Raw genomic sequence first — 18,524 nt, 5'->3', positions numbered from 1 at the left:
GTCTTTTGGCGCTCTCCAGGAATCGATTCAACGACTTCTGGGATTACATCACCTGCGCGCTGAATAATGACTGTATCTCCGATGCGAATATCTTTGCGGTCAATTTCCTGTTGGTTGTGTAGGGTAGCGTGAGAGACAGTCACGCCTCCAACCCTCACAGGCTTCAAAATTGCCACTGGAGTGAGAGCTCCTGTGCGACCCACATTGACGACAATATCCAGCACCTTTGTTTGAGATTGCTCGGGTTTGAACTTGGCGGCAGTTGCCCATCGAGGACTCCGAGCAATCAGTCCAAGTTCGGATTGCAATTCCAAGGAATTGACCTTGATGACGACTCCGTCAATTTCAAATGGCAAAGAGTGCCTTATTGAATCAATAAATTCGTAATACCTCAGGGAGGCGCCAATGTTTTCGAGGCGAATGGCCAGGGGATGATACAAAATTTTTTGTCGGTTATGGATGAGTTTGAGCCCCTTCTCTTGAAATTCGGATAGTCCTCCAGGAAACTTTGAAACCCCCAGAGTGGGTAGGCCCCATTCAGCAAACTTACATTCAATTTCCTCCTGGCTTTTGAATTCGACTCCACTGATGGATCCGGTTCCGTAGGCGTAGAAACGCAGACTGCGTTCAGCGGTTACTTTGGGGTCAAGTTGACGTACGCTGCCGGCGGCCGCATTTCGCGGATTCGCAAATGGCTGAAGACCATTCTCTTCTTGCCATTGATTCAGTTCCAAAAAATCGGCCTTATGCATGATCAGTTCGCCTCTGATCTCAGCAAGAGATGGGACTACTTGGGGGGAGGACCGCAGCCGCAAAGGGATGGCTTTAATGGTGAGGATGTTAGCGGTGACGTCCTCGCCGATGAGACCATCTCCTCGAGTTACAGCCGCACATAAAATTCCGTTCTCATAGACGAGTTCAAGAGCAAGGCCGTCGAGCTTTGGTTCGCAAAAGTACTCGATATCGTTTGCGATTGAGAGTTGGGATTTAATTCGTTCGTCAAAGGCGACAATCTCGTCGAGGGAATAGGTATTTTGAAGGCTGAGCATGGGTTCGAGTGTGAGCGTTTTACAAATTGCTTTGCGGGTGTTCCGCCGACCCGACGAGTGGGAGAATCTGGAGCTAGTAGCTCGGGGTGATCGATCTCCAACTGCTGAAGTTCACGAAAAAGCTTATCGTACTCATAATCAGATATGATTGGTCGATCTAGAACGTAATAGGCATAATCGTGATGTTCGATCTGGTTACGAAGAGAAAGAATTCTTGAGGCGACATTTTGTTTGAGAGAGTTCATCAATGGAAAATAGAAGGAGAATTCTGAGCGGTCAAAGAGGACTCAATCGAAAGTTAACGCACTGTTTCATCTAAGGGGCTGGCACCAATTCAGACAGTGAGGTAAATTTCACTGGGAGAGGTTTGTAAAATGATTTCGAGGGAAATCATCGAGTCTGCTGCTCGATTAGCTCGATTGAAATTGACAGAAGCAGAAGTGGTTCATTTCAGCGGTCAGCTTGCGGCAGTGATGGAAGCTTTCGCTAAGATCAGTAAGATCAATACGGATGGCATTGAGCCCTTGGTAACGCCAACGGATTTGTCCCAGCGTTTGAGGGACGACCGAGTTGAGCCATGGTCCAGTGTAGATCAGGCCTTGGCCCAGTCCCCTGAACGAAGTGGAAATCTCTTTAAGGTGCCGCCAGTAATATGAGGAAGAATGGATTTATTTGAGAATGACGCAACTGGGATAGCTGCTCTTGTGAGATCCAAGAGCGTGAGTGCAGTTGAAGTTGCTACGACCTATCTCGCTCGAGCCGAAAGGCTGAATGGTCTGCTCGGAGCCTTTATTCTGTTAAATCAGGAAGTCATAAACCAAGCCCGAAAAATAGATGACAAGATAAGCAAAGGAATAGACGTTGGACCTCTGGCTGGAGTTCCCGTTGCCGTTAAGGACTTGTTGTGTACAAAAGATATTCGAACCACGGCGGCATCAAAGATCCTTGAGAACTTTGTTCCTCCTTACTCTGCCACAGTTGTCGAGCGCCTGGAAGCCAAGGGTGCGGTCTTGTTAGGTAAGACGAATCTGGATGAATTTGCAATGGGCTCAAGCAACGAAACCTCTGCCTTTGGGGTTTGCCGAAATCCTTGGAACAGAGAATATGTTCCCGGTGGTTCAAGCGGCGGCTCCGCTGTTGCGGTGGCCTCTCGCATGTGCCCTCTCGCAATAGGGACCGATACGGGAGGGTCCATTCGTCAGCCGGCTAGTTACTGCGGAGTTGTGGGGCTCAAGCCAACCTATGGCCGAGTGAGTCGCTATGGCATCATTGCCTATGCTTCGAGCTTGGATCAAGCGGGCCCAATGACGCTCACTGTTCGGGATGCCGCCCTTGCTTTGGAAGTGATTGGAGGACCGGATTTAAGGGATTCAACTTGTTCCCAAATTGAGGTGCCACGCTTTAGTGAAAACATATCCCCCAAAATGAGGGGCCTTAAAATAGGAATTCCACGCCAATTTTTCCAATCAGGATTAAATGGAGAAATCGAGCGCGTTGTTAGAAATGCAGAGGATCTCTTGAAAGAGGCCGGTGCAGAATTGATGGAAGTCGATTTGCCACTGACGGATGTGGCCGTTGCGACCTATTACCTTCTTGCTACGAGCGAAGCATCAAGCAATCTTTCTCGGTACGATGGAGTGAGATACGGCCTTCGAGCCGATTTTACAAAATCTCCAGCGAAAACCCTTGAAGAGTTTTACGCTAGGACGAGGAGCGAAGGATTTGGCGAAGAGGTCAAAAGAAGAATTATTCTTGGAACCTATGCTCTCTCGAGTGGATATTACGATGCCTACTTTAAGAAGGCGGGACAGGTGCGACGTCTGATACGTGATGAGTTTTTAAATGTCTTTGAGCAATGTGACGTCATTATGGGTCCAGTTACTGCTATTCTCCCCTTTAAGATTGGTGAAAAGGTGAGCGACCCTTTGGCCATGTATCTCAATGACGTTTACACAACTTCTGCAAACTTGGCCGGAATTCCCGGGCTGAGCGTTCCTGCCGGAATGACGGAACAAGGTTTTCCGGTTGGTATTCAACTTCTCGCTCCTCACTTTGAGGAACAGCGCCTTTTTAACGTGGCCACTGCAATAGAAGCAGCCGCCGGAATGAAGGGGAGACTTCCTGATGTCATCAGGTGATTGGGAAGCCGTCATTGGTTTGGAAATTCATGCTCAACTTTTGACAAGGAGCAAGATTTTTTCTCCGGATTCCGCCTCTTTCGGGGGGGGAGACAACCAACATGTTCATCCCGTGTCTTTGGGTATGCCAGGGACTTTGCCGGTTTTGAATGAAAAGGCGGTAGAGCTATCAGTTCTCATCGGTTTGGCTTTGAATTGCAGGATCAACAAGCAGTCTGTATTTGCTCGTAAAAATTATTTTTATCCTGATTTACCTAAGGGATATCAGATATCTCAGTTTGATGTGCCTCTCTGTGAAAACGGGTATATTGATTTCTTTGTTGATGGCGAACCTATGCGCGTAGAAATAACGCGCGCTCACATGGAGGAAGACGCGGGAAAGTCCACTCATCATGGCGATGGGACTCTTCTCAACTATAATCGAGCAGGTGTACCGCTCCTTGAAATTGTTTCGGCACCAGTCATTCGGTCACCAGCGGTTGCGGCCGAATATGTAAGAGCAATTCGCAGGACCTTAAGATATTTGGAAGCATGCGATGGAAACCTCGAGGAGGGATCTCTTCGCTGCGATTGCAACGTAAGTATTCGTCAGAAGAACAATCCCCAATTAGGCACGAGAGTTGAAATTAAAAATATCAATTCCTTTCGTTTTATTGAGAAGGCTATTGAATACGAAATTCAGCGACAGATCGATCTCGTAGAAACTGGTCAACGGGTCGTACAAGAGACCAGACTTTTTGACTCGGTCAAAAATCGCACGTATGCCATGAGATCAAAAGAAGATGCTCACGATTATCGATATTTTCCTGATCCGGACCTACTGCCTTTAGAGATTTCTTCTTCTTGGATTGAAAAGCTTCGGCTAGGCCTTCCGGAATTGCCATTTCAAAGAGTTCGTCGTCTTCAGATTGATTTTGGTTTGTCCCATATCGATGCCTCTCACTTGGCAGATGAAAGAGAACTGGGGGATTATTTTGAAGAGGCCGTGAAAGTCTGCTCTAACCCAAAATCGACCTGCAATTGGATTATGGTTGAGCTGTTGAGAGAGTTAAATTTAGGCAAGATTGAGATCAAGAACTCGCCGGTATCCCCCAAGAATTTGGGTTCACTCATTCAATTTATTGATCAAGGAACGATCTCAGGTAAGATTGGCAAGCTGGTGTTTGCGGAGATGTGGTCGTCAGGCCGCAGGCCCGACCAGGTAATTGAAGAGAAGGGTTTCGTTCAGGTTTCAGACAACTCTACTTTGGAAAAGATCATTGACGAAATTCTGGCGAAGAACTCCGGCCAGGTAGAACAGTATCGGAGCGGAAAGGAAAAAGTCTTTGGCTTTTTTGTGGGTCAAGTGATGAGAGAAACCAAGGGGCAAGCCAATCCTGATTTGGTGAATAGCCTTCTGCTTAAGAAATTGAGACCACCTTTATGAAAATAGCTTTTTTGGATTTGGGTTCAAATACTTTTCTTTTGTTGGTTGTTGAAATTGAAAAAGGCAAAATCGTGAAGGTCCTTCACGATGAATATCGTGTCACGCGGTTAGGTCAGAACATGGATCAAGCGCGCATTTTTTCACCTGAGGCACTGAAGAGGGCCGATGATTGCCTCAGGGAATATGCCGCGAAGATTGCTGAATTTAGTCCAGATGTGGTGAAAGCTGTGGCGACAAGCGCAGCTCGAGAGGCCAATAACAAGGAAGACCTGATCGCTGTTGGAGCCAAGTATGGAATTCCGATCCAAATCATATCGGGGATAGAGGAAGCAAAGCTTTCATTTTTTGGAGGAACGGGAGATTTCCTTCAAAAGGGGAATTGTCGAGTCATCGACGTAGGGGGTGGTTCAACGGAGTTTATTTTGGGAAGCAAAGGCGGAATTCAAGCAAGCCGATCTCTCGACATGGGCTGTGTTCGATTGACCGAAAGATTTATTTCTGGACATCCGGTTTTTGGTCAAGAATTGAGAACATTGCGTACATTTGTGCAGAGTCAGCTGGAACATCTGCCTCACGATATTTGCACTGATTCGGGACCCGTGATAGCTGTTTCTGGAACGCCGACGACTCTCGCGTCCGTAATTCTGGGAGAAAAAGAGTTCAGTGCGAAAAGTATCCATGGGTTTAGATTAAAGTTGGCAACAATGGAGCAGTGGTGTGAGAGAATAATGGGAATGACTCTAACGGAGATCTCTTCACTTCCAGGCATGGAACCACAGCGGGCCGATGTTATTTTGGCTGGGTTATTGATACTGATTGAATCATCAAAGATTCTAGAGGTCGAGGAACTCATTGTGTCGGCAAGGGGCGTCAGATACGGAGCTGCTTTGGAGGTTGCAAAATGAATTTGTGGTTTAACGGCATTCTTTTGATCTTTCTCACGATCTCTCCGCTCTTGGCTTTTGGTGGGGGCGTGAAGTTTGACCGACGAATGATCCAACTAGGAAGTGTCAAAATGGTGGTTGAGGTGGCGGATACGGATGAACGAAGGTCCGAGGGTCTCATGCATCGAAGGTCTTTGGCAAAAAATGAGGGCATGTTGTTCCTTTTTAGCAAGGAACAAGTCCTTTCGTTTTGGATGAAAAACACATTTATTCCCCTCTCAATAGCTTTTTTTGACAAGAACAAGACTCTGACCGAAATTGTTGACATGGAGCCGGCGAAATCGGTGTTGGAGCGCGAAATCCCGCAATACAGAAGCAGCAGGCCAGCTCTTTATGCATTGGAGGCAAACAGAGGATGGTTCAAAGAAAATAAGTTGTCTGTTGGAGCAACATGGAAATGGACAGATGAGAGCGAATCCAAAAGTCAGACAAAGGTCCGGTCTGAATGATCGGGTGACAAAGGGCGGGCCAGCAAGAATTATTATTTTCCCTCCCAGTCTAAATATGATCTAATGTTTACAGTATTTTAGCTATTTGTCGTCAAATTGAGGTTAGGCAGCAATGAATAAACTCGTATACGTCTTTTTACCGATTATTTTTTCTTTTGGCATATGGTCTTGCACTTCCGGAAGTGTTGAAAAGGATAAAGCGGCCGAATCCTCAGCTGAATCGGATGCTGTGGTGGGTGAGGGCGGGGGAGATTCCGAAGGTTTAATAGAAGGGGAAACTGCAGAAGATGAGGGTCTCTCTGCTGAGAGTGGCTCAGTAGGAGCCGAGGCAGCCAAGGGGAAATCTGAATTTTCGGATTCAACGGACGTGGGTGAGAAATTAGCTGATGATGAGGGGATGGCCGATGATGGGTTTTCTGAAGATGGAATAGCCAAAGAAACTGGCGGATCTTCAGATACTGCGATGAGCACGAGTCCAGAACCCGGATCGAGCGAAGAAATCAACCCAACTCCTGAGCCAGGAATGATTTCTGAAACTGGGGACACTGGAGCGACCACTGGAGCAGCAATTGACGAAGGGAGTACGCCAAGCATTTCTTCGAGTTCTTATGTTGAAAGTGCGGGAGAGTCACCTGCCCTTAGGCCAGTTGTTTCCTTAAAAAAGATTGCAAGCACCCCTTATAAGAAGAATGGAATTCTTGTAAATGCGGTCTACTTGGCGAGACCGGGGGACACGCTTGCAGGAATCAGTAAGAAAATTTATGGATCAAATAGGAAATCAGATCTTTTAAAGGTTAATCCAAATCTCAAGCGAAAAGTAAAGACTGGGGATAAAGTTTATTACAATTCACCACGTCGCTCTGCCGATGAATCGCAGCTTCTTGTTTACTATGAAGACAATGGTGTTTCCCCTAGTATGTACACAGCCCAGGAAGGGGATAATCTGAAAACTGTTTCCAAGAAATTACTGGGTCACGCTGATAGCTGGAAAGAGATTTGGTCAACAAATCCAGATGTTGAGTCAAAGGGTGACCTGGCCGCAGGGACTCAACTTCGCTATTGGGGTGCTGATGTAGCAGTAGAGGCACCTATTCCACAGCAGGCAGAAAGTGGAGAAACAGGCGCTCAGCCGCCAAATGGAGGGTCTGCTTTAGGTGGCACTGAAGGAGGAGTTCCTCCACCCCCACCATCTGATTTGGGAAATCCCCCTGATATGGCCGCAAACAATCCGCAGAATCCACCGGGGGATTTTGAGCCTGGGACACCTCCGCCGGGTGGCGCAGCGGGCGTGGGAGGGATTGAGCCTCCTCCGCCTCCTCCGCCACCTCCGCCTCCACCAGCGCCAGGTGAGGAAGGACCGCAGGCAAATGCTGGAGGAGGGGGTGGACTCAATGACCTAATGAATGGGGATCCAGATCAAACGATGGCTCTCGGTGTTGGTGCTCTCTTATTGTTTGCTTCTGTAGCTCTGTTTGTAATGGTCCGAAAAAAGAAGAGACGTCAGTCTCTCGACTTTAATACATCTACCCAAACGCAAATTGAGTGAGCGAAGCCCGTCTAGGCAACGCGCCTAAAGATGTTGTCTAAGACGTCTCTGCGAGTTTCACGTTTGCTCTCGACAAAGTACATAAGATCGTCAACGATCTGTATGTCACGGTTGTTTGTAGGGTGAAATCGTACCCCGAATCCCAAAGTATTTTTCCACACAACGGTCGCTGTGATATTGCGCCTTCTGCCACTGACAACAAAAGTGAGATTTACCTTATCTTCGGCTCCAAGTCCCAGAACTCCAGTTTCTAGAAATGCCCCAGTCAAACTGATATTTCGCAGCTTACCCTTATCCGATTGCCGGGCATAACTTCGTCGGAACTCCACATCCATGACTAACGGAAGCCGAGGAGCGGGCAAATCAGAATTGTAAGTATCCATGTCCAGAACCCCCCTCGGTATAAGTATCGGTAAGGGTCCAAAAAAATTAAGGGAAACCAGAAGGTTTTCTAAGAACTGACCAAACTATTGACAAAAAAATAATGAAAATGCGGTCCGAATTGACAGGTAGCAAAGTGATACACCGACTTGAATTGAGTCATACGGGTTCTGATACCCTAAAATCCCACCTAGTGGCGACCCTAAAAAATAGTGCTGATTAGGTTTGTAACATGTTGAATGCCTTTGGCAAGCTTATTGGTAGCACCTATACATCCAACGAGTTCACGGGCATCAGTTTTTACCTCAATAAAATTTCTCAAACAGAATCTCTTTTCGTTGTTTGTACCAGAGAGGCTTGAAACTTTTAACTTCAAATAATCGTGATCACCCGCAGAAATTTCTTTGGTTTCCCGGGCTCCTAGGTTATTTGAAAACTCCACTTTCCCTCCATTTTTTACTTTATAGACAACGAAAAACGTCGTTCTCTCGCCATACACAACTCTAATACGGATAGTTGACCTTTCAATTTGGTTGGGTTTGCGATTTGTCCTTTCGACCGTTGAAGGATTAGCAAAAGCGATGTGCACAGGAATCAGCAAATATAGGAACATCAACTTTAAATCGCTCATTTCGCACCTGTTGCAGGGACAGTTTGTGATGGCTGAGCGGAAGGACTCTTAGGTTCGTTCGGGCCATCTAATCGTTTTTCCGAGTCGCAATAAACAGTTGTAAGATGTTTTGGCGGACACCCCATTTGGGCTCGCACCTTTGGGTTAACTAAGAGGATCTTATTTATTCTGTCTCCACCTGGAGGATGTACGTCAAGATATTTGAGATTTTTTTCGTCTTCTTCTGGCTCGATCCTACAAATCAACCGCTTCGCATTCGAATAACCAATGAGGTATTGTGCGGGAGTAAGCTTGTGGTTTTCTTCCATATAAGTCGGTAAGACCTCAGCTGCCATCCAATCGCAAAAGCTTTCTCCAATTTGGTCATTTTCACAAAAGGAAACCTCCTTGGGCTTTTGTGGTGTTGGAGGTCCTTCGCCGGCAAATGGACCAATCATATTTTGGCTGTCTCCCAGTGAATTTGCCTTGCTACTGGCTGGTTGCCCCATCGCCCCACCCTTATTTGAGGCACCTTCATCTTTGGCAGAACTGAAATTGAGAGCACCGATTGACCTTTTATCGCGGAGGCACTCGATAACATTCTTGATGGGATATTCGTTCTCCATTTTCTTTAAGTCTTGTGAAGTGGAGTATTTAAATCCAAAGTCAGCAGGACCTAGAGCGATAACACACGGATCAATGCTGTGGCTCAATTCGTGAGCAATAGTAGCAGCAATCTCGAATTCACTGGTGGACTGCAGTAGGTAGCCAGAGCAGACCTTAAATGAATTTTGGATAGGATTGTAGTAAGCATTTGGAACAAGAAGAGAAGAAACAATCTCGCCTTTGCTCGATCCAACTCCCCCAAACCCTTCACAGGTGGTTCCTTCAAAAGAAATAGAACTCACCTTGCTTGTCATCAAACTCTTTTGTTCATCGGGAATGGACATCTGGTTCAGACGAGCAATTATGAGGTCCTTTATTTTCGGAAATACTTTTTCTTTGATTTTTTTAGTCGTTTCAGGATTGCCGAGGTCCTTTTGAGCTTGGTCGTTCAGTTCCTCAACAATTCTTTGAAAAGAATTATTTCCTATGATGTAGTCTATTTCTCTTAGGTTTCCAGCTCGCTCCAAACCAGTGTTTGGCAATAACGGACGCAATGAATATTTCTGAGCAATCGTCGTTAATCCTTCAATGAGGTTTATTTTACAAGCCACAATATCTTCTTTCAAAGCCGAAGAGCATTGAGGAGAATTTTTTAACCCAAGACCTGCCACAGCGACGGTCTTGAAATATGAATTATTGGGATCACTAATAAGTTTCTCAAAACGGCCGTGAAGAAAAGCTAAGGACTTCTCTCTATACGAGGACATTAATTTGGAGACTTCCACCTCACTTTTAATTTCTCCGGTTCCATCTTTGTAAGAGCCTGGAGCACAGGCAAAGCGAGCTAGGTCATCGCAAAGTGGAGACACATCCCCTAAAGTGGTGACAGAAAGCAAGAAAATTGCAGACACCAACACACTCGTCCACAAGTAAAATTTAAAATTGCCCCTCCCACCCATTTTCCCTCCCATTGACCGTATCTATTATGAAAGCTTTGTTCATCCAATGGAAGACCAGTAATACCCGACCCAACAGGGTTTCGATTGACCTCCTTTGAGTCCTATGACAGAGGCTCTGGCGCAGCCATAATTAATGCCAGCCGTGAGTAAGGGTTTTCGTTGGCCTGATAGTGATAACAAAATTTGATAATATAATTAATGAACAAGTGCGTTTTGATTGTAGGGTCTTTTCGCTAGCCACTCAGGCTATTTTATTTCTCGGATAATAATTCAAACAAAAATGAAGTGAAATCACTCTAAGAATACGAAGTTTATCAAGCGACCTAGGAAGAGATGTCATCTCGCTTTTTTATTATGAAAGGGACCGCCTAGAGGTAGGTGGGAAGTGTGAGTAAGTAATGTCAGAGGAAAAAGAGCCTACAGCTCCAATTGGAGTGGTCGAGTCGGAGCCAAAAGCAGAAAGTCGTGCGGAGGATAATCGGTTAGAAGAAAATCGCGGGGATAGAGATCGCGATAGACACCACAAGAAGAGGGATTTTCGACCCAACAATCTTCATAAAAAGGGCCGACCCTCTCACCAGCAGCAGAAGCGCCATCAATATGGGGGAGCTCCAAACAACGGCAAACGTCAAATGCCGATGCGTGAGGAAGACGAAATTGAAGTGATAGACGAGAACGTCGATTTATCAGATATCAATTTGAGCGAAGATGAGCGGGGTGATCTCAGCTCAAAAAATCTTAAGTCAAAAGATATACGTGATCTTACCGCCTTGGCAATAAAGCTCAAGATTGAAAACGCGGCAGGAATGCGTCGGCAAGATATGGTTTTTTGGATCTTGAAGAGAGCGGCTCAGCTTGGAGATATTTACGGTGATGGAGTTTTGGAGATATTGCCTGATGGCTATGGTTTTTTGCGCTCTCCCGATTATAATTATCTTCCAGGACCTGATGATATCTACGTCAGTCCTTCTCAGATCCGCCGTTTTGGATTGCGCACGGGCGATACAATAACTGGTACGGTACGTCCGCCCAAAGACGGAGAGAGATATTTTGCCCTTTTGAAGGTTGATGCTCTGAATTTTGAGCCACCAGAAAAGGCGAAGAATAAGATCTTATTTGATAATTTAACGCCGCTCTATCCACAAGAGCGCCTGTTATTAGAACACCAGCCCAACGAATATACCACCCGGGTGGTCGATTTGATGGCGCCCTTGGGAAAGGGTCAAAGGGCTTTGATTGTTGCTCCCCCGCGGACGGGAAAAACAGTTTTGCTTCAAAACATTGCGAACGCGATTTCCAGCAATCACCCTGAGGTGAAGCTTATCGTGTTACTGATCGATGAGCGACCTGAAGAAGTGACTGATATGTCACGTACGGTAAAGGGGGAGGTTGTAAGTTCAACCTTTGATGAACCACCAACAAGACACGTACAAGTCGCTGAGATGGTTATCGAAAAGGCGAAGCGTCTTGTTGAACACAAACATGATGTGGTCATTTTATTAGATTCAATTACGCGCCTTGCTCGTGCCTACAATACGGTGGTGCCGCCTTCTGGAAAAATCTTATCTGGAGGAGTGGACTCTAATGCGTTGCACAAGCCGAAGCGATTTTTCGGCGCCGCTCGTAATATTGAAGAAGGGGGAAGTCTAACGATTATAGCTACCGCCCTGATCGATACGGGATCACGAATGGACGAAGTCATTTTTGAAGAGTTTAAAGGGACCGGCAATTCTGAAATTCACTTAGACAGAAAACTCATGGAAAAGAGAATCTTTCCGTGTATGGACATTAATAAGTCGGGAACTCGTAAAGAGGATCTTCTCATTGAAAAGGGTGAGCTGAACAGATTGTGGATATTACGCAAGGTATTGGCCCCTATGAATGTTGTGGATAGCATGGAGTTTTTGTTGGATAAGTTGAAGGATTGCAAGGGAAATAAGGACTTTTTGTCAGGGATGAGTGGCTGATAAGTATTTGAAAACAAAAGAAAAAGAATTATTGATTGGGATTGCGTAAGATAGCCACCAAGAAATAATGCGCAATGTAAAATATGTGGACAACTCTGTGGATGTCCCATTCAGGCAACATGATAGTCGAGATGATAATTTTTACAGAGAACTATCTTGATAACATGCCTAAAAAATATAAGTAAAGATAAACATCCAGAAAAGAATGGATTAGGAAGCGGAGCGAAAAATGTTTTCAAAGCTCGAAGAGGTAGAAAGTCGTTTCGAGCGAATTCAACAAGAATTACAGGAACCCGGAATTGCAAATGATCAGGACAAGTACAGGAGCTTAATGAAGGAATTATCCAGCCTTCAGGATGTGGTTCGTGCTTTTCGGGAATACAAAAGAACCCTAGCTGAAATTGCTGGCAACAAAGAAATATTAGAACACGACAGGGACGAAGATCTCAGAGATCTCGCAAAAGAGGAACTGGCGCACTTGGTCCAAGTCCAAGATCAATTGCAGAGGGATCTACAGGTTCTGTTATTGCCGAAGGATCCTGCTGACGAGAAAGACGTTATATTAGAGATTCGTGCAGGAGCAGGTGGCGACGAAGCGAGTCTATTTGCCGCTGAATTATTTGCTGCCTATTCTCATTACTCGAGCAAGAGAGGCTGGAAGGTTAATTTAATTAGCGCATCGCCCGGTAACTTGGGTGGGTACAGAGAGATTATCGCTTCCATCACTGGCGATCGCGTTTACTCAAATTTAAAGTTCGAGAGCGGCGTTCATCGAGTTCAGAGAGTTCCAAAGACCGAGTCTCAAGGAAGAATTCACACGTCGACCGTTACAGTAGCCATTTTGCCAGAGGCAGACGAAGTGAGCGTAAAGATCGACCCCAATGACTTGCGCATAGACGTGTTTCGTTCGAGTGGACACGGGGGCCAATCTGTTAATACGACGGAGTCAGCTGTTCGAGTGACCCATATTCCGAGCGGCTTGGTGGTGAGTTGTCAGGACGGCAAGTCGCAACTTTCAAACAAGGAACAGGCGCTCAAGGTTTTGTATTCTCGTCTGTTGGCCTTGGAGGAGGAAAAGGCAAGAAAAGAAGCGTCCACAGCCAGATTGGCTCAAATGGGAACTGGAGATCGAAGCGAAAGAATTAGAACTTACAATTTTCCACAGTCGCGAATAACAGACCATCGAGTCGGATTAACTATCCATCAATTGAATGAGGTATTGGCGGGAGACATGGAGCCAATCATAGATCCGCTCAAGGCTCATTTTCAGGCTGAACTGCTGAAACATCAGGGTATAAAATAGGAACGACAGCTGCAAATGACAATTGATGGAATAATCAGGCTTGGTTCTCAGAAATTAAAAGATGCTTTCATAGAAAACGCGCGGTTGGAAGCAGAGTGGTTTCTGGCTGAAAAGTTAAAGTGGCGCAGAGAAGATCTCATCATCAAAGGGTCTTTGGGCATTACAGAGGATCAGGAAAGTCAGTTTTTTGCTTGGATAGAGAGAAGAGTCGCTGGAGAGCCATTTGCCTATATTGTTGGTTACCGAGACTTCTATCGATCCCGCTTCTTTGTTGGTCCAGGTGTTTTAATTCCACGTCCCGAGACTGAAATGCTTGTTGAATTTGGTGAAAAGTGGCTGATGTCGCTTGAACCCAAAAGAGAAGCTGGCTTCAAGTTCATCGACCTTGGCTGCGGAACAGGCTGTATCGGACTGTCATTGCTCAGAGCATGTGGCGGGAATTTATTAGCGATCGATAGCTCTGCTCAAGCCTTAACTTATGCTGTTAAAAATGCTCAAACTTTGGGCCTTTTGGATCAAACAACTTTTATTGAGTCCAGAGTGCAGGAATTCGAGAAAAAAATGGGTTCTGCCTTGGTGGACTGGAACAACGTCGATTTGGTCATGGCAAATCCTCCCTACATTGGGCTTGAGGACCCAGAAATGAGTCCGCAAGTGAAGAAATTTGAACCTCATTTGGCCCTGTATGGAGGCGAAACTGGATTGGAGCAATTTTCGGAATGGGTTCCAATTATAGCGAGGAGACTAGCTAAAGGTGGGGCTTTGGTCCTTGAACATGGGGCAAAACAGTCGGAGCAAGTTGTCAAAATTATTATGCAGAAAGACGAATTTGAATGCGTTGAATCCTATCATGACCTGGCGGGATGGGATAGAATGGTAGTCGCGATAAGGAAGTAGATGTCTAAGGGAGAAGGTTTTACGAATGGATAAAATGGTCGTAGCAAAGAGCGGTCCTCTCGCTGGTACCGTAACGACAAGCGGATCTAAAAATTCGGCATTGCCCATCCTCTTTTCTTCGCTCTTGGCAGAGGGTGAGCATTTTTTTGAAAATGTGCCTAGGCTTGTGGATATCGAATCGACGGCAATGCTTTTGAATTCTCTAGGAGCGCGTTTTAGTCGCGAGGGAACTTCCGTCAAAATTCAAACTCATCGGGCAGATAGTTTTGAAGCTCACTACGATATTGTTCGTAAGATGCGTGCAAGTATTTTGTGCTTAGGACCACTTCTTGCTCGCTACGGGCATGCTGTAGTAAGTCTGCCGGGCGGTTGTGCAATTGGCTCTCGACCCATTAATCTTCATTTGGATGGTTTGAGGGAATTGGGCGCTGATTTGAAGATAGAGAAGGGTTATGTCATTGGGGAATGTTCCAGGTTGAAGGGAGCGCGGATCTTGTTTGATTCTCCAACAGTGGGGGGTACTGAAAATCTCATGATGGCCGCCGTTCTAGCTGAAGGGACCACGCTTATTGAAAATGCCGCGAAGGAACCAGAGATTATCGATCTCGCCACTTATCTGAATGCGATGGGAGCTCGGGTTACGGGTGCGGGCACAAGTATCATAAAAATAGAAGGAGTGACTTCATTGAAGCCGGCCACTCATCGAATTATCCCTGATCGAATTGAAGCAGGGACTTTGCTGATTGCAGGGGCGATAACGGGCGGAGAGGTAACTGTTACGGACTGTGTGGTTGATCATCTTGAAGCTCTCTTGTTGAAGATGGAAGAGAGTGGATTGAAGATATCTCGAGGAAAAAATGAAATAACTGTCCATCGAAATAATGGATTTCATGGAGTCGATATCACAACGGCACCTTTTCCGGCTTTTGCAACAGATTTGCAGGCCCAGTTCATGGCTTTGATGACTCAGGCGGAGGGAACCAGCCTCATATCTGAAACGGTGTTTGAGAATAGATTTATGCATGTTCAGGAGTTGGTGCGACTTGGTGCTGATATAACACCAAAGTCTCGAGTGGCGGTCGTGCGGGGAACTCCCGGGCGCCTCGAGGGAGCGCCGGTGATGGCGACTGATTTGCGCGCGAGCGCGAGTCTGGTGCTCGTTGGTCTGGTCGCCAGTGGAGTGACAAAAATCAGTCGCATCTACCACTTGGATCGTGGGTATGAAAGACTCGAAGAGAAGTTGTCGAGCTTGGGTGCCATTATAAAACGAGAAAAGTAGAAATGGGTTTTCAAGAATTCACGGAAGAATCATTGAATGTCAGATCGTCCAAAAAAATGGATTATTAAAGATACCGAAGGGCGAATTCATGGGCCATTTGGCACTGAAAAGGTGCTTTATAAAATCGGCCGGGGGGAAATTTGCGGGGATGAGTCAATTGCGATATTTCCCGGTGGGAGTTGGTTTGCAATCTCTCAAGAACCTCAATTCTATGATCGCTTAATGGAGGTCTTGGAGGGTGAGGATTCTTTCTCCTCTTATGATGAAAATTATGATTCCATGACTCCCCTGGGGGGCAAGAGCGGAAGAAAATCTCATTCTTCTCCAACGAGCAGATCAGAGAATCAATCGACCACGTCCGCAGAGAGTGCGACGGAAAAGAAATCGCAAGATCCTGTTCGAGGGAGTGTAAAGAGGGAGATCGAGACAGATGATCCATCAGAAGATGACAAGAATCCCAAGTTAGAAAATGACAATTTCAGGACTCAAGAGAAATCAGAAAATAAAAAAAGAGATCGACGCAGTCATAAGCGACAAGAGGACGGTGGCAGTGTCATCGAACTTGCTGATCTCGGAAAATTGATAAAGAAAGAGAAGTTCAGACAACTCAGACTGCCAATGTTTATTGGGATCATTGTGATTATACTGGGGGTAATTTCTCAATTAGAAAAGAAAGAAAAGGGGGAACGTGTTCATTTGCTGCACTTGCATCAGGGTACTAAGCCTTTGTCCAAGGTTCAACTCGCTGAAAGGACACGTCGCGCTCAGGAGATGTATACAGCCGGAAATTACTTTAGTCTTCTGAATGCGCAAAATGAGCTTATTCAAGTCATAGAGGGAGATCTTCAAAATGCGAGTATGATAGCTCTACTTTGCATGACTTACTTTGAGCTGTGGCCATATGCTTATCAAGACTCAAGTGACTTAAAGGCCATCAGCATTGCCAATCAACGAGTGAGTGGTATTGATCCTGCGGGCCAAAACACCGCGACTTGCCAGGTTGTGGATCTTTTGGTTAGGAGTAGATATCCAGAGGCAAAGAGTTTGACGGAGGCAATTCTCGAGACTTACAGTGCCTCTGCCCAACCACCTACTCCGTTTTACTATTTAAAGGCCTACTTATTATCAGGGGGCGGGAGCTTCCAACGGCAATAGGGTATTTAAATTCAGCACAGCAGCTATCTCCCAGGTGGCTTGCTCCTTATATTTTGGAGGCCGAGTTTCAGACTAAAACAGGGAACTCCAGCGAAGCAGCAAAGATTTATCGCAAAGTGCTGAGCCAAAATCCCCATCATAAGATAGCAAAGATCGAATTGGGTTTGATTGAAATTAAGGACTTGAATCATTCAGAAAAGGGATTTGAGTTGCTAAAGGAGGCCTTGGCGACAAGTGATTTGGTCCCGAGTGCTACGTTCTCTCGGGCCTATTTTTGGTCTGGCTGAAGTGGCTTTGGCTCGCAAAGATAATTCGTTGGCCTTGGAATACGCGCAAAAATCATATTCTTATAATTCCAACAATGCCATGGCTAAAAATGTGATCGTTGTTTTGGGTGGTAAAGAGAAGTTGGCAAGCACTTCAGTGAGTAGCCAACAAATGGTTTTTCAAGGTGATCAGTTTGTGCGTGAAGGTGATTACAATGCTGCTCAGGCGCATTATAAAACGGCATTTGAGCTGGATAAGACAAACGCTTTAGCTGCCTTTAAAGCTGGACAAAGTTTGTGGCAATTGAGCTTCAGTCGTGAAGCGATTGATTGGCTTAATAAGGCCATAAAGGCAGATCAGAAACTTATCGATGCCTACGTGCTTTTAGCGGATTACTTCACTCAACGTTATGATTTTCTATCTGCGGCCAGAGTTTTGGCGCAGGCGCAACGAGTAGCACCCAGGAGTCATGAGGTTTTTCGAGGTTATGCCTTAGTGGAACTGAGACGCGGAAATGCCAAGGGAGCAATTGGCTATGCAAATAAAGCTCTCTCTCTTTACGAGACCGATGTGGAAACCAACATTTTATTGGCCCAAGCCTATTTTGCTGATAACGATCCAAATCAAGCCTATAAATATGCATCCAAGTCCATAGAATTAGATATCAATAGTCGGCAGGGGCAAATTGAATATGCTCGAGCGCTTGCTGGAATCAAGGGCATTGAGATGGGATTAGATTATCTTCTTAAGCTCGTCAACAGCTACCCACTTGTAACGGAATACCGAATGGCTTTAGGTGAGATGCTTCTGGGCGACGAGAGATTTCCTGAAGCGATAGAGATATTTCGACAGGTAACTGAAATTGAGGAAAAACCAAAAAAGGCTTTCTTGCTCTTAGGAAAAGCTCAGCGACTGCATGGTCAGAATCAGGCGGCTTTAGAGTCTCTCCTGAAATCAGCCGTTCTAGATCCGGCTGACACGGAACCTCTCTTTGAGGCCGGGCTGCTTTACTTGGAGATTGGCAAGCCGACGGAGGCAAAAACACAATTTCAAAGGGTTTTGCGAATCAACGCGAGTCATCCGAGCGCTCATTATCATTTGGGAAGAGCAGCAATTCAATTGAGTGATCCAAAAGAGGCCTTGGCTCAAGCTGAAGAGGAGAAAAAGATTAATCCAAATCTTGCGGACGCCTACATTCTGGCTGCTGACGCTCACTACCGAATGAATCAACATAGTCTTTGCGCACGCGAGTACACGACTGCCATCAAACTGCGTCCTCAGGGGGCAGAAGCCTATGTGAAACTGGCCCGGTGTTATCGACTGATGGGCAGTTTTGATATGGCCGAAAGCATGTTAAAGGCGGCCTCAAAATTTGATTCTGCATTGCCTGATATCTATCGAGAACTGGGTGAAGTTTATCTTGGAAAAGGAAATTTGGTTCTTGCGGCTGAGACTTTTAACCAATACTTCCAGCTCAGCCCGGGCGCACAGGATCGCGTGCTGATCGAAAAGCGGATCGAAGATGCGGCGCGAGGAGCGAATCGTTAG

17 protein-coding genes are annotated in these 18,524 nt (G+C 45.9%); 12 read left to right on the top strand and 5 right to left on the bottom strand.

The features are described 5' to 3' along the window. Both IPJ71_11115 and IPJ71_11110 read right to left on the bottom strand, forming a co-directional pair. On the bottom strand, positions 1-752 hold a 752-nt coding region (locus tag IPJ71_11115), incomplete at its 3' end, for a hypothetical protein (protein ID MBK7844228.1). Between the two features lie 128 nt (positions 753-880). Beyond that, positions 881-1,294 (bottom strand): hypothetical protein, encoded by a 414-nt coding sequence (locus IPJ71_11110; protein MBK7844227.1) that lies wholly within the window; start codon positions 1,292-1,294, stop codon positions 881-883. A 129-nt stretch (positions 1,295-1,423) separates the two neighbouring features. On the opposite strand from IPJ71_11110, the gene gatC reads away from it, so the two are divergent. The 6 genes from gatC (at position 1,424) to IPJ71_11080 (ending at position 7,552) form a co-directional block, all read left to right on the top strand. Next, positions 1,424-1,705: an Asp-tRNA(Asn)/Glu-tRNA(Gln) amidotransferase subunit GatC gene (gatC, locus tag IPJ71_11105; GenBank protein ID MBK7844226.1), complete on the top strand. Its 282-nt coding sequence runs from the start codon at positions 1,424-1,426 to the stop codon at positions 1,703-1,705. A gap of 6 nt (positions 1,706-1,711) precedes the next feature. Beyond that, the gene (gatA, locus tag IPJ71_11100) at positions 1,712-3,187 is read left to right on the top strand and encodes an Asp-tRNA(Asn)/Glu-tRNA(Gln) amidotransferase subunit GatA (GenBank protein MBK7844225.1); all 1,476 of its coding nucleotides are present in this window, start codon (positions 1,712-1,714) and stop codon (positions 3,185-3,187) included. Beyond that, the gene (gene gatB, locus IPJ71_11095) at positions 3,174-4,613 is read left to right on the top strand and encodes an Asp-tRNA(Asn)/Glu-tRNA(Gln) amidotransferase subunit GatB (GenBank protein ID MBK7844224.1); all 1,440 of its coding nucleotides are present in this window, start codon (positions 3,174-3,176) and stop codon (positions 4,611-4,613) included. Before gatA ends, gatB begins: the two co-directional genes overlap by 14 nt. Then, on the top strand, positions 4,610-5,518 hold the full coding sequence (locus IPJ71_11090) for a Ppx/GppA family phosphatase (GenBank protein MBK7844223.1): 909 nt from the start codon (positions 4,610-4,612) through the stop codon (positions 5,516-5,518). Before gatB ends, IPJ71_11090 begins: the two co-directional genes overlap by 4 nt. Next, positions 5,515-6,006 (top strand): DUF192 domain-containing protein, encoded by a 492-nt coding sequence (locus tag IPJ71_11085; GenBank protein ID MBK7844222.1) that lies wholly within the window; start codon positions 5,515-5,517, stop codon positions 6,004-6,006. Before IPJ71_11090 ends, IPJ71_11085 begins: the two co-directional genes overlap by 4 nt. 112 nt (positions 6,007-6,118) lie before the next feature. Continuing rightward, complete coding sequence (locus tag IPJ71_11080; GenBank protein ID MBK7844221.1) at positions 6,119-7,552, top strand: LysM peptidoglycan-binding domain-containing protein; 1,434 nt, start codon at positions 6,119-6,121, stop codon at positions 7,550-7,552. Positions 7,553-7,563: 11 nt separating this feature from the next. On the opposite strand, the gene IPJ71_11075 is transcribed toward IPJ71_11080, so the two are convergent. From IPJ71_11075 to IPJ71_11065, 3 genes are all read right to left on the bottom strand, one after another. After that, on the bottom strand, positions 7,564-7,935 hold the full coding sequence (locus IPJ71_11075; protein MBK7844220.1) for a PilZ domain-containing protein: 372 nt from the start codon (positions 7,933-7,935) through the stop codon (positions 7,564-7,566). 200 nt (positions 7,936-8,135) lie between these two features. After that, entirely contained in the window at positions 8,136-8,564 is a 429-nt protein-coding gene (locus IPJ71_11070) for a hypothetical protein (protein MBK7844219.1), read from the bottom strand. Beyond that, positions 8,561-10,108, bottom strand: a complete 1,548-nt coding sequence (locus tag IPJ71_11065; GenBank protein MBK7844218.1) for a hypothetical protein — start codon at positions 10,106-10,108, stop codon at positions 8,561-8,563. Before IPJ71_11065 ends, IPJ71_11070 begins: the two co-directional genes overlap by 4 nt. A gap of 398 nt (positions 10,109-10,506) precedes the next feature. On the opposite strand from IPJ71_11065, the gene rho reads away from it, so the two are divergent. The 6 genes from rho to IPJ71_11035 all read left to right on the top strand — a co-directional run bounded on the left by rho (position 10,507) and on the right by IPJ71_11035 (position 18,524). Beyond that, positions 10,507-12,075, top strand: a complete 1,569-nt coding sequence (gene rho / locus IPJ71_11060; protein MBK7844217.1) for a transcription termination factor Rho — start codon at positions 10,507-10,509, stop codon at positions 12,073-12,075. Positions 12,076-12,304: 229 nt separating this feature from the next. Then, complete coding sequence (prfA, locus tag IPJ71_11055) at positions 12,305-13,378, top strand: peptide chain release factor 1 (protein ID MBK7844216.1); 1,074 nt, start codon at positions 12,305-12,307, stop codon at positions 13,376-13,378. A gap of 15 nt (positions 13,379-13,393) precedes the next feature. Continuing rightward, positions 13,394-14,275 (top strand): peptide chain release factor N(5)-glutamine methyltransferase, encoded by an 882-nt coding sequence (prmC, locus tag IPJ71_11050; protein MBK7844215.1) that lies wholly within the window; start codon positions 13,394-13,396, stop codon positions 14,273-14,275. A 25-nt stretch (positions 14,276-14,300) separates the two neighbouring features. Next, positions 14,301-15,554, top strand: coding sequence for a UDP-N-acetylglucosamine 1-carboxyvinyltransferase (murA, locus tag IPJ71_11045; GenBank protein MBK7844214.1), 1,254 nt, complete (start codon positions 14,301-14,303; stop codon positions 15,552-15,554). 36 nt (positions 15,555-15,590) lie between these two features. Next, positions 15,591-16,709: a hypothetical protein gene (locus IPJ71_11040; GenBank protein ID MBK7844213.1), complete on the top strand. Its 1,119-nt coding sequence runs from the start codon at positions 15,591-15,593 to the stop codon at positions 16,707-16,709. Positions 16,710-16,943: 234 nt separating this feature from the next. Beyond that, complete coding sequence (locus tag IPJ71_11035; GenBank protein ID MBK7844212.1) at positions 16,944-18,524, top strand: tetratricopeptide repeat protein; 1,581 nt, start codon at positions 16,944-16,946, stop codon at positions 18,522-18,524.

The organism is Bdellovibrionales bacterium (assembly GCA_016714165.1).
Classification (GTDB): Bacteria; Bdellovibrionota; Bdellovibrionia; order Bdellovibrionales; family UBA1609; genus JADJVA01.
Note: the sequence above shows the minus strand (reverse complement) of the source record. Positions and strands in the feature narration are given on the sequence as shown.

Excerpts from the sequence above, each read along its gene's own strand:
- IPJ71_11075 (MBK7844220.1), bottom strand. The coding sequence starts at position 7,935 with ATGGATACTTACAATTCTGATTTGCCCGCTCCTCGGCTTCCGTTAGTC.
- IPJ71_11090 (MBK7844223.1), top strand. The coding sequence starts at position 4,610 with ATGAAAATAGCTTTTTTGGATTTGGGTTCAAATACTTTTCTTTTGTTG.
- IPJ71_11110 (MBK7844227.1), bottom strand. The coding sequence starts at position 1,294 with ATGAACTCTCTCAAACAAAATGTCGCCTCAAGAATTCTTTCTCTTCGT.
- IPJ71_11085 (MBK7844222.1), top strand. The coding sequence starts at position 5,515 with ATGAATTTGTGGTTTAACGGCATTCTTTTGATCTTTCTCACGATCTCT.
- prfA (MBK7844216.1), top strand. The coding sequence starts at position 12,305 with ATGTTTTCAAAGCTCGAAGAGGTAGAAAGTCGTTTCGAGCGAATTCAA.
- IPJ71_11080 (MBK7844221.1), top strand. The coding sequence starts at position 6,119 with ATGAATAAACTCGTATACGTCTTTTTACCGATTATTTTTTCTTTTGGC.
- murA (MBK7844214.1), top strand. The coding sequence starts at position 14,301 with ATGGATAAAATGGTCGTAGCAAAGAGCGGTCCTCTCGCTGGTACCGTA.
- gatB (MBK7844224.1), top strand. The coding sequence starts at position 3,174 with ATGTCATCAGGTGATTGGGAAGCCGTCATTGGTTTGGAAATTCATGCT.
- gatA (MBK7844225.1), top strand. The coding sequence starts at position 1,712 with ATGGATTTATTTGAGAATGACGCAACTGGGATAGCTGCTCTTGTGAGA.
- gatC (MBK7844226.1), top strand. The coding sequence starts at position 1,424 with ATGATTTCGAGGGAAATCATCGAGTCTGCTGCTCGATTAGCTCGATTG.
- IPJ71_11040 (MBK7844213.1), top strand. The coding sequence starts at position 15,591 with ATGTCAGATCGTCCAAAAAAATGGATTATTAAAGATACCGAAGGGCGA.
- IPJ71_11065 (MBK7844218.1), bottom strand. The coding sequence starts at position 10,108 with ATGGGTGGGAGGGGCAATTTTAAATTTTACTTGTGGACGAGTGTGTTG.
- prmC (MBK7844215.1), top strand. The coding sequence starts at position 13,394 with ATGACAATTGATGGAATAATCAGGCTTGGTTCTCAGAAATTAAAAGAT.
- rho (MBK7844217.1), top strand. The coding sequence starts at position 10,507 with ATGTCAGAGGAAAAAGAGCCTACAGCTCCAATTGGAGTGGTCGAGTCG.
- IPJ71_11070 (MBK7844219.1), bottom strand. The coding sequence starts at position 8,564 with ATGAGCGATTTAAAGTTGATGTTCCTATATTTGCTGATTCCTGTGCAC.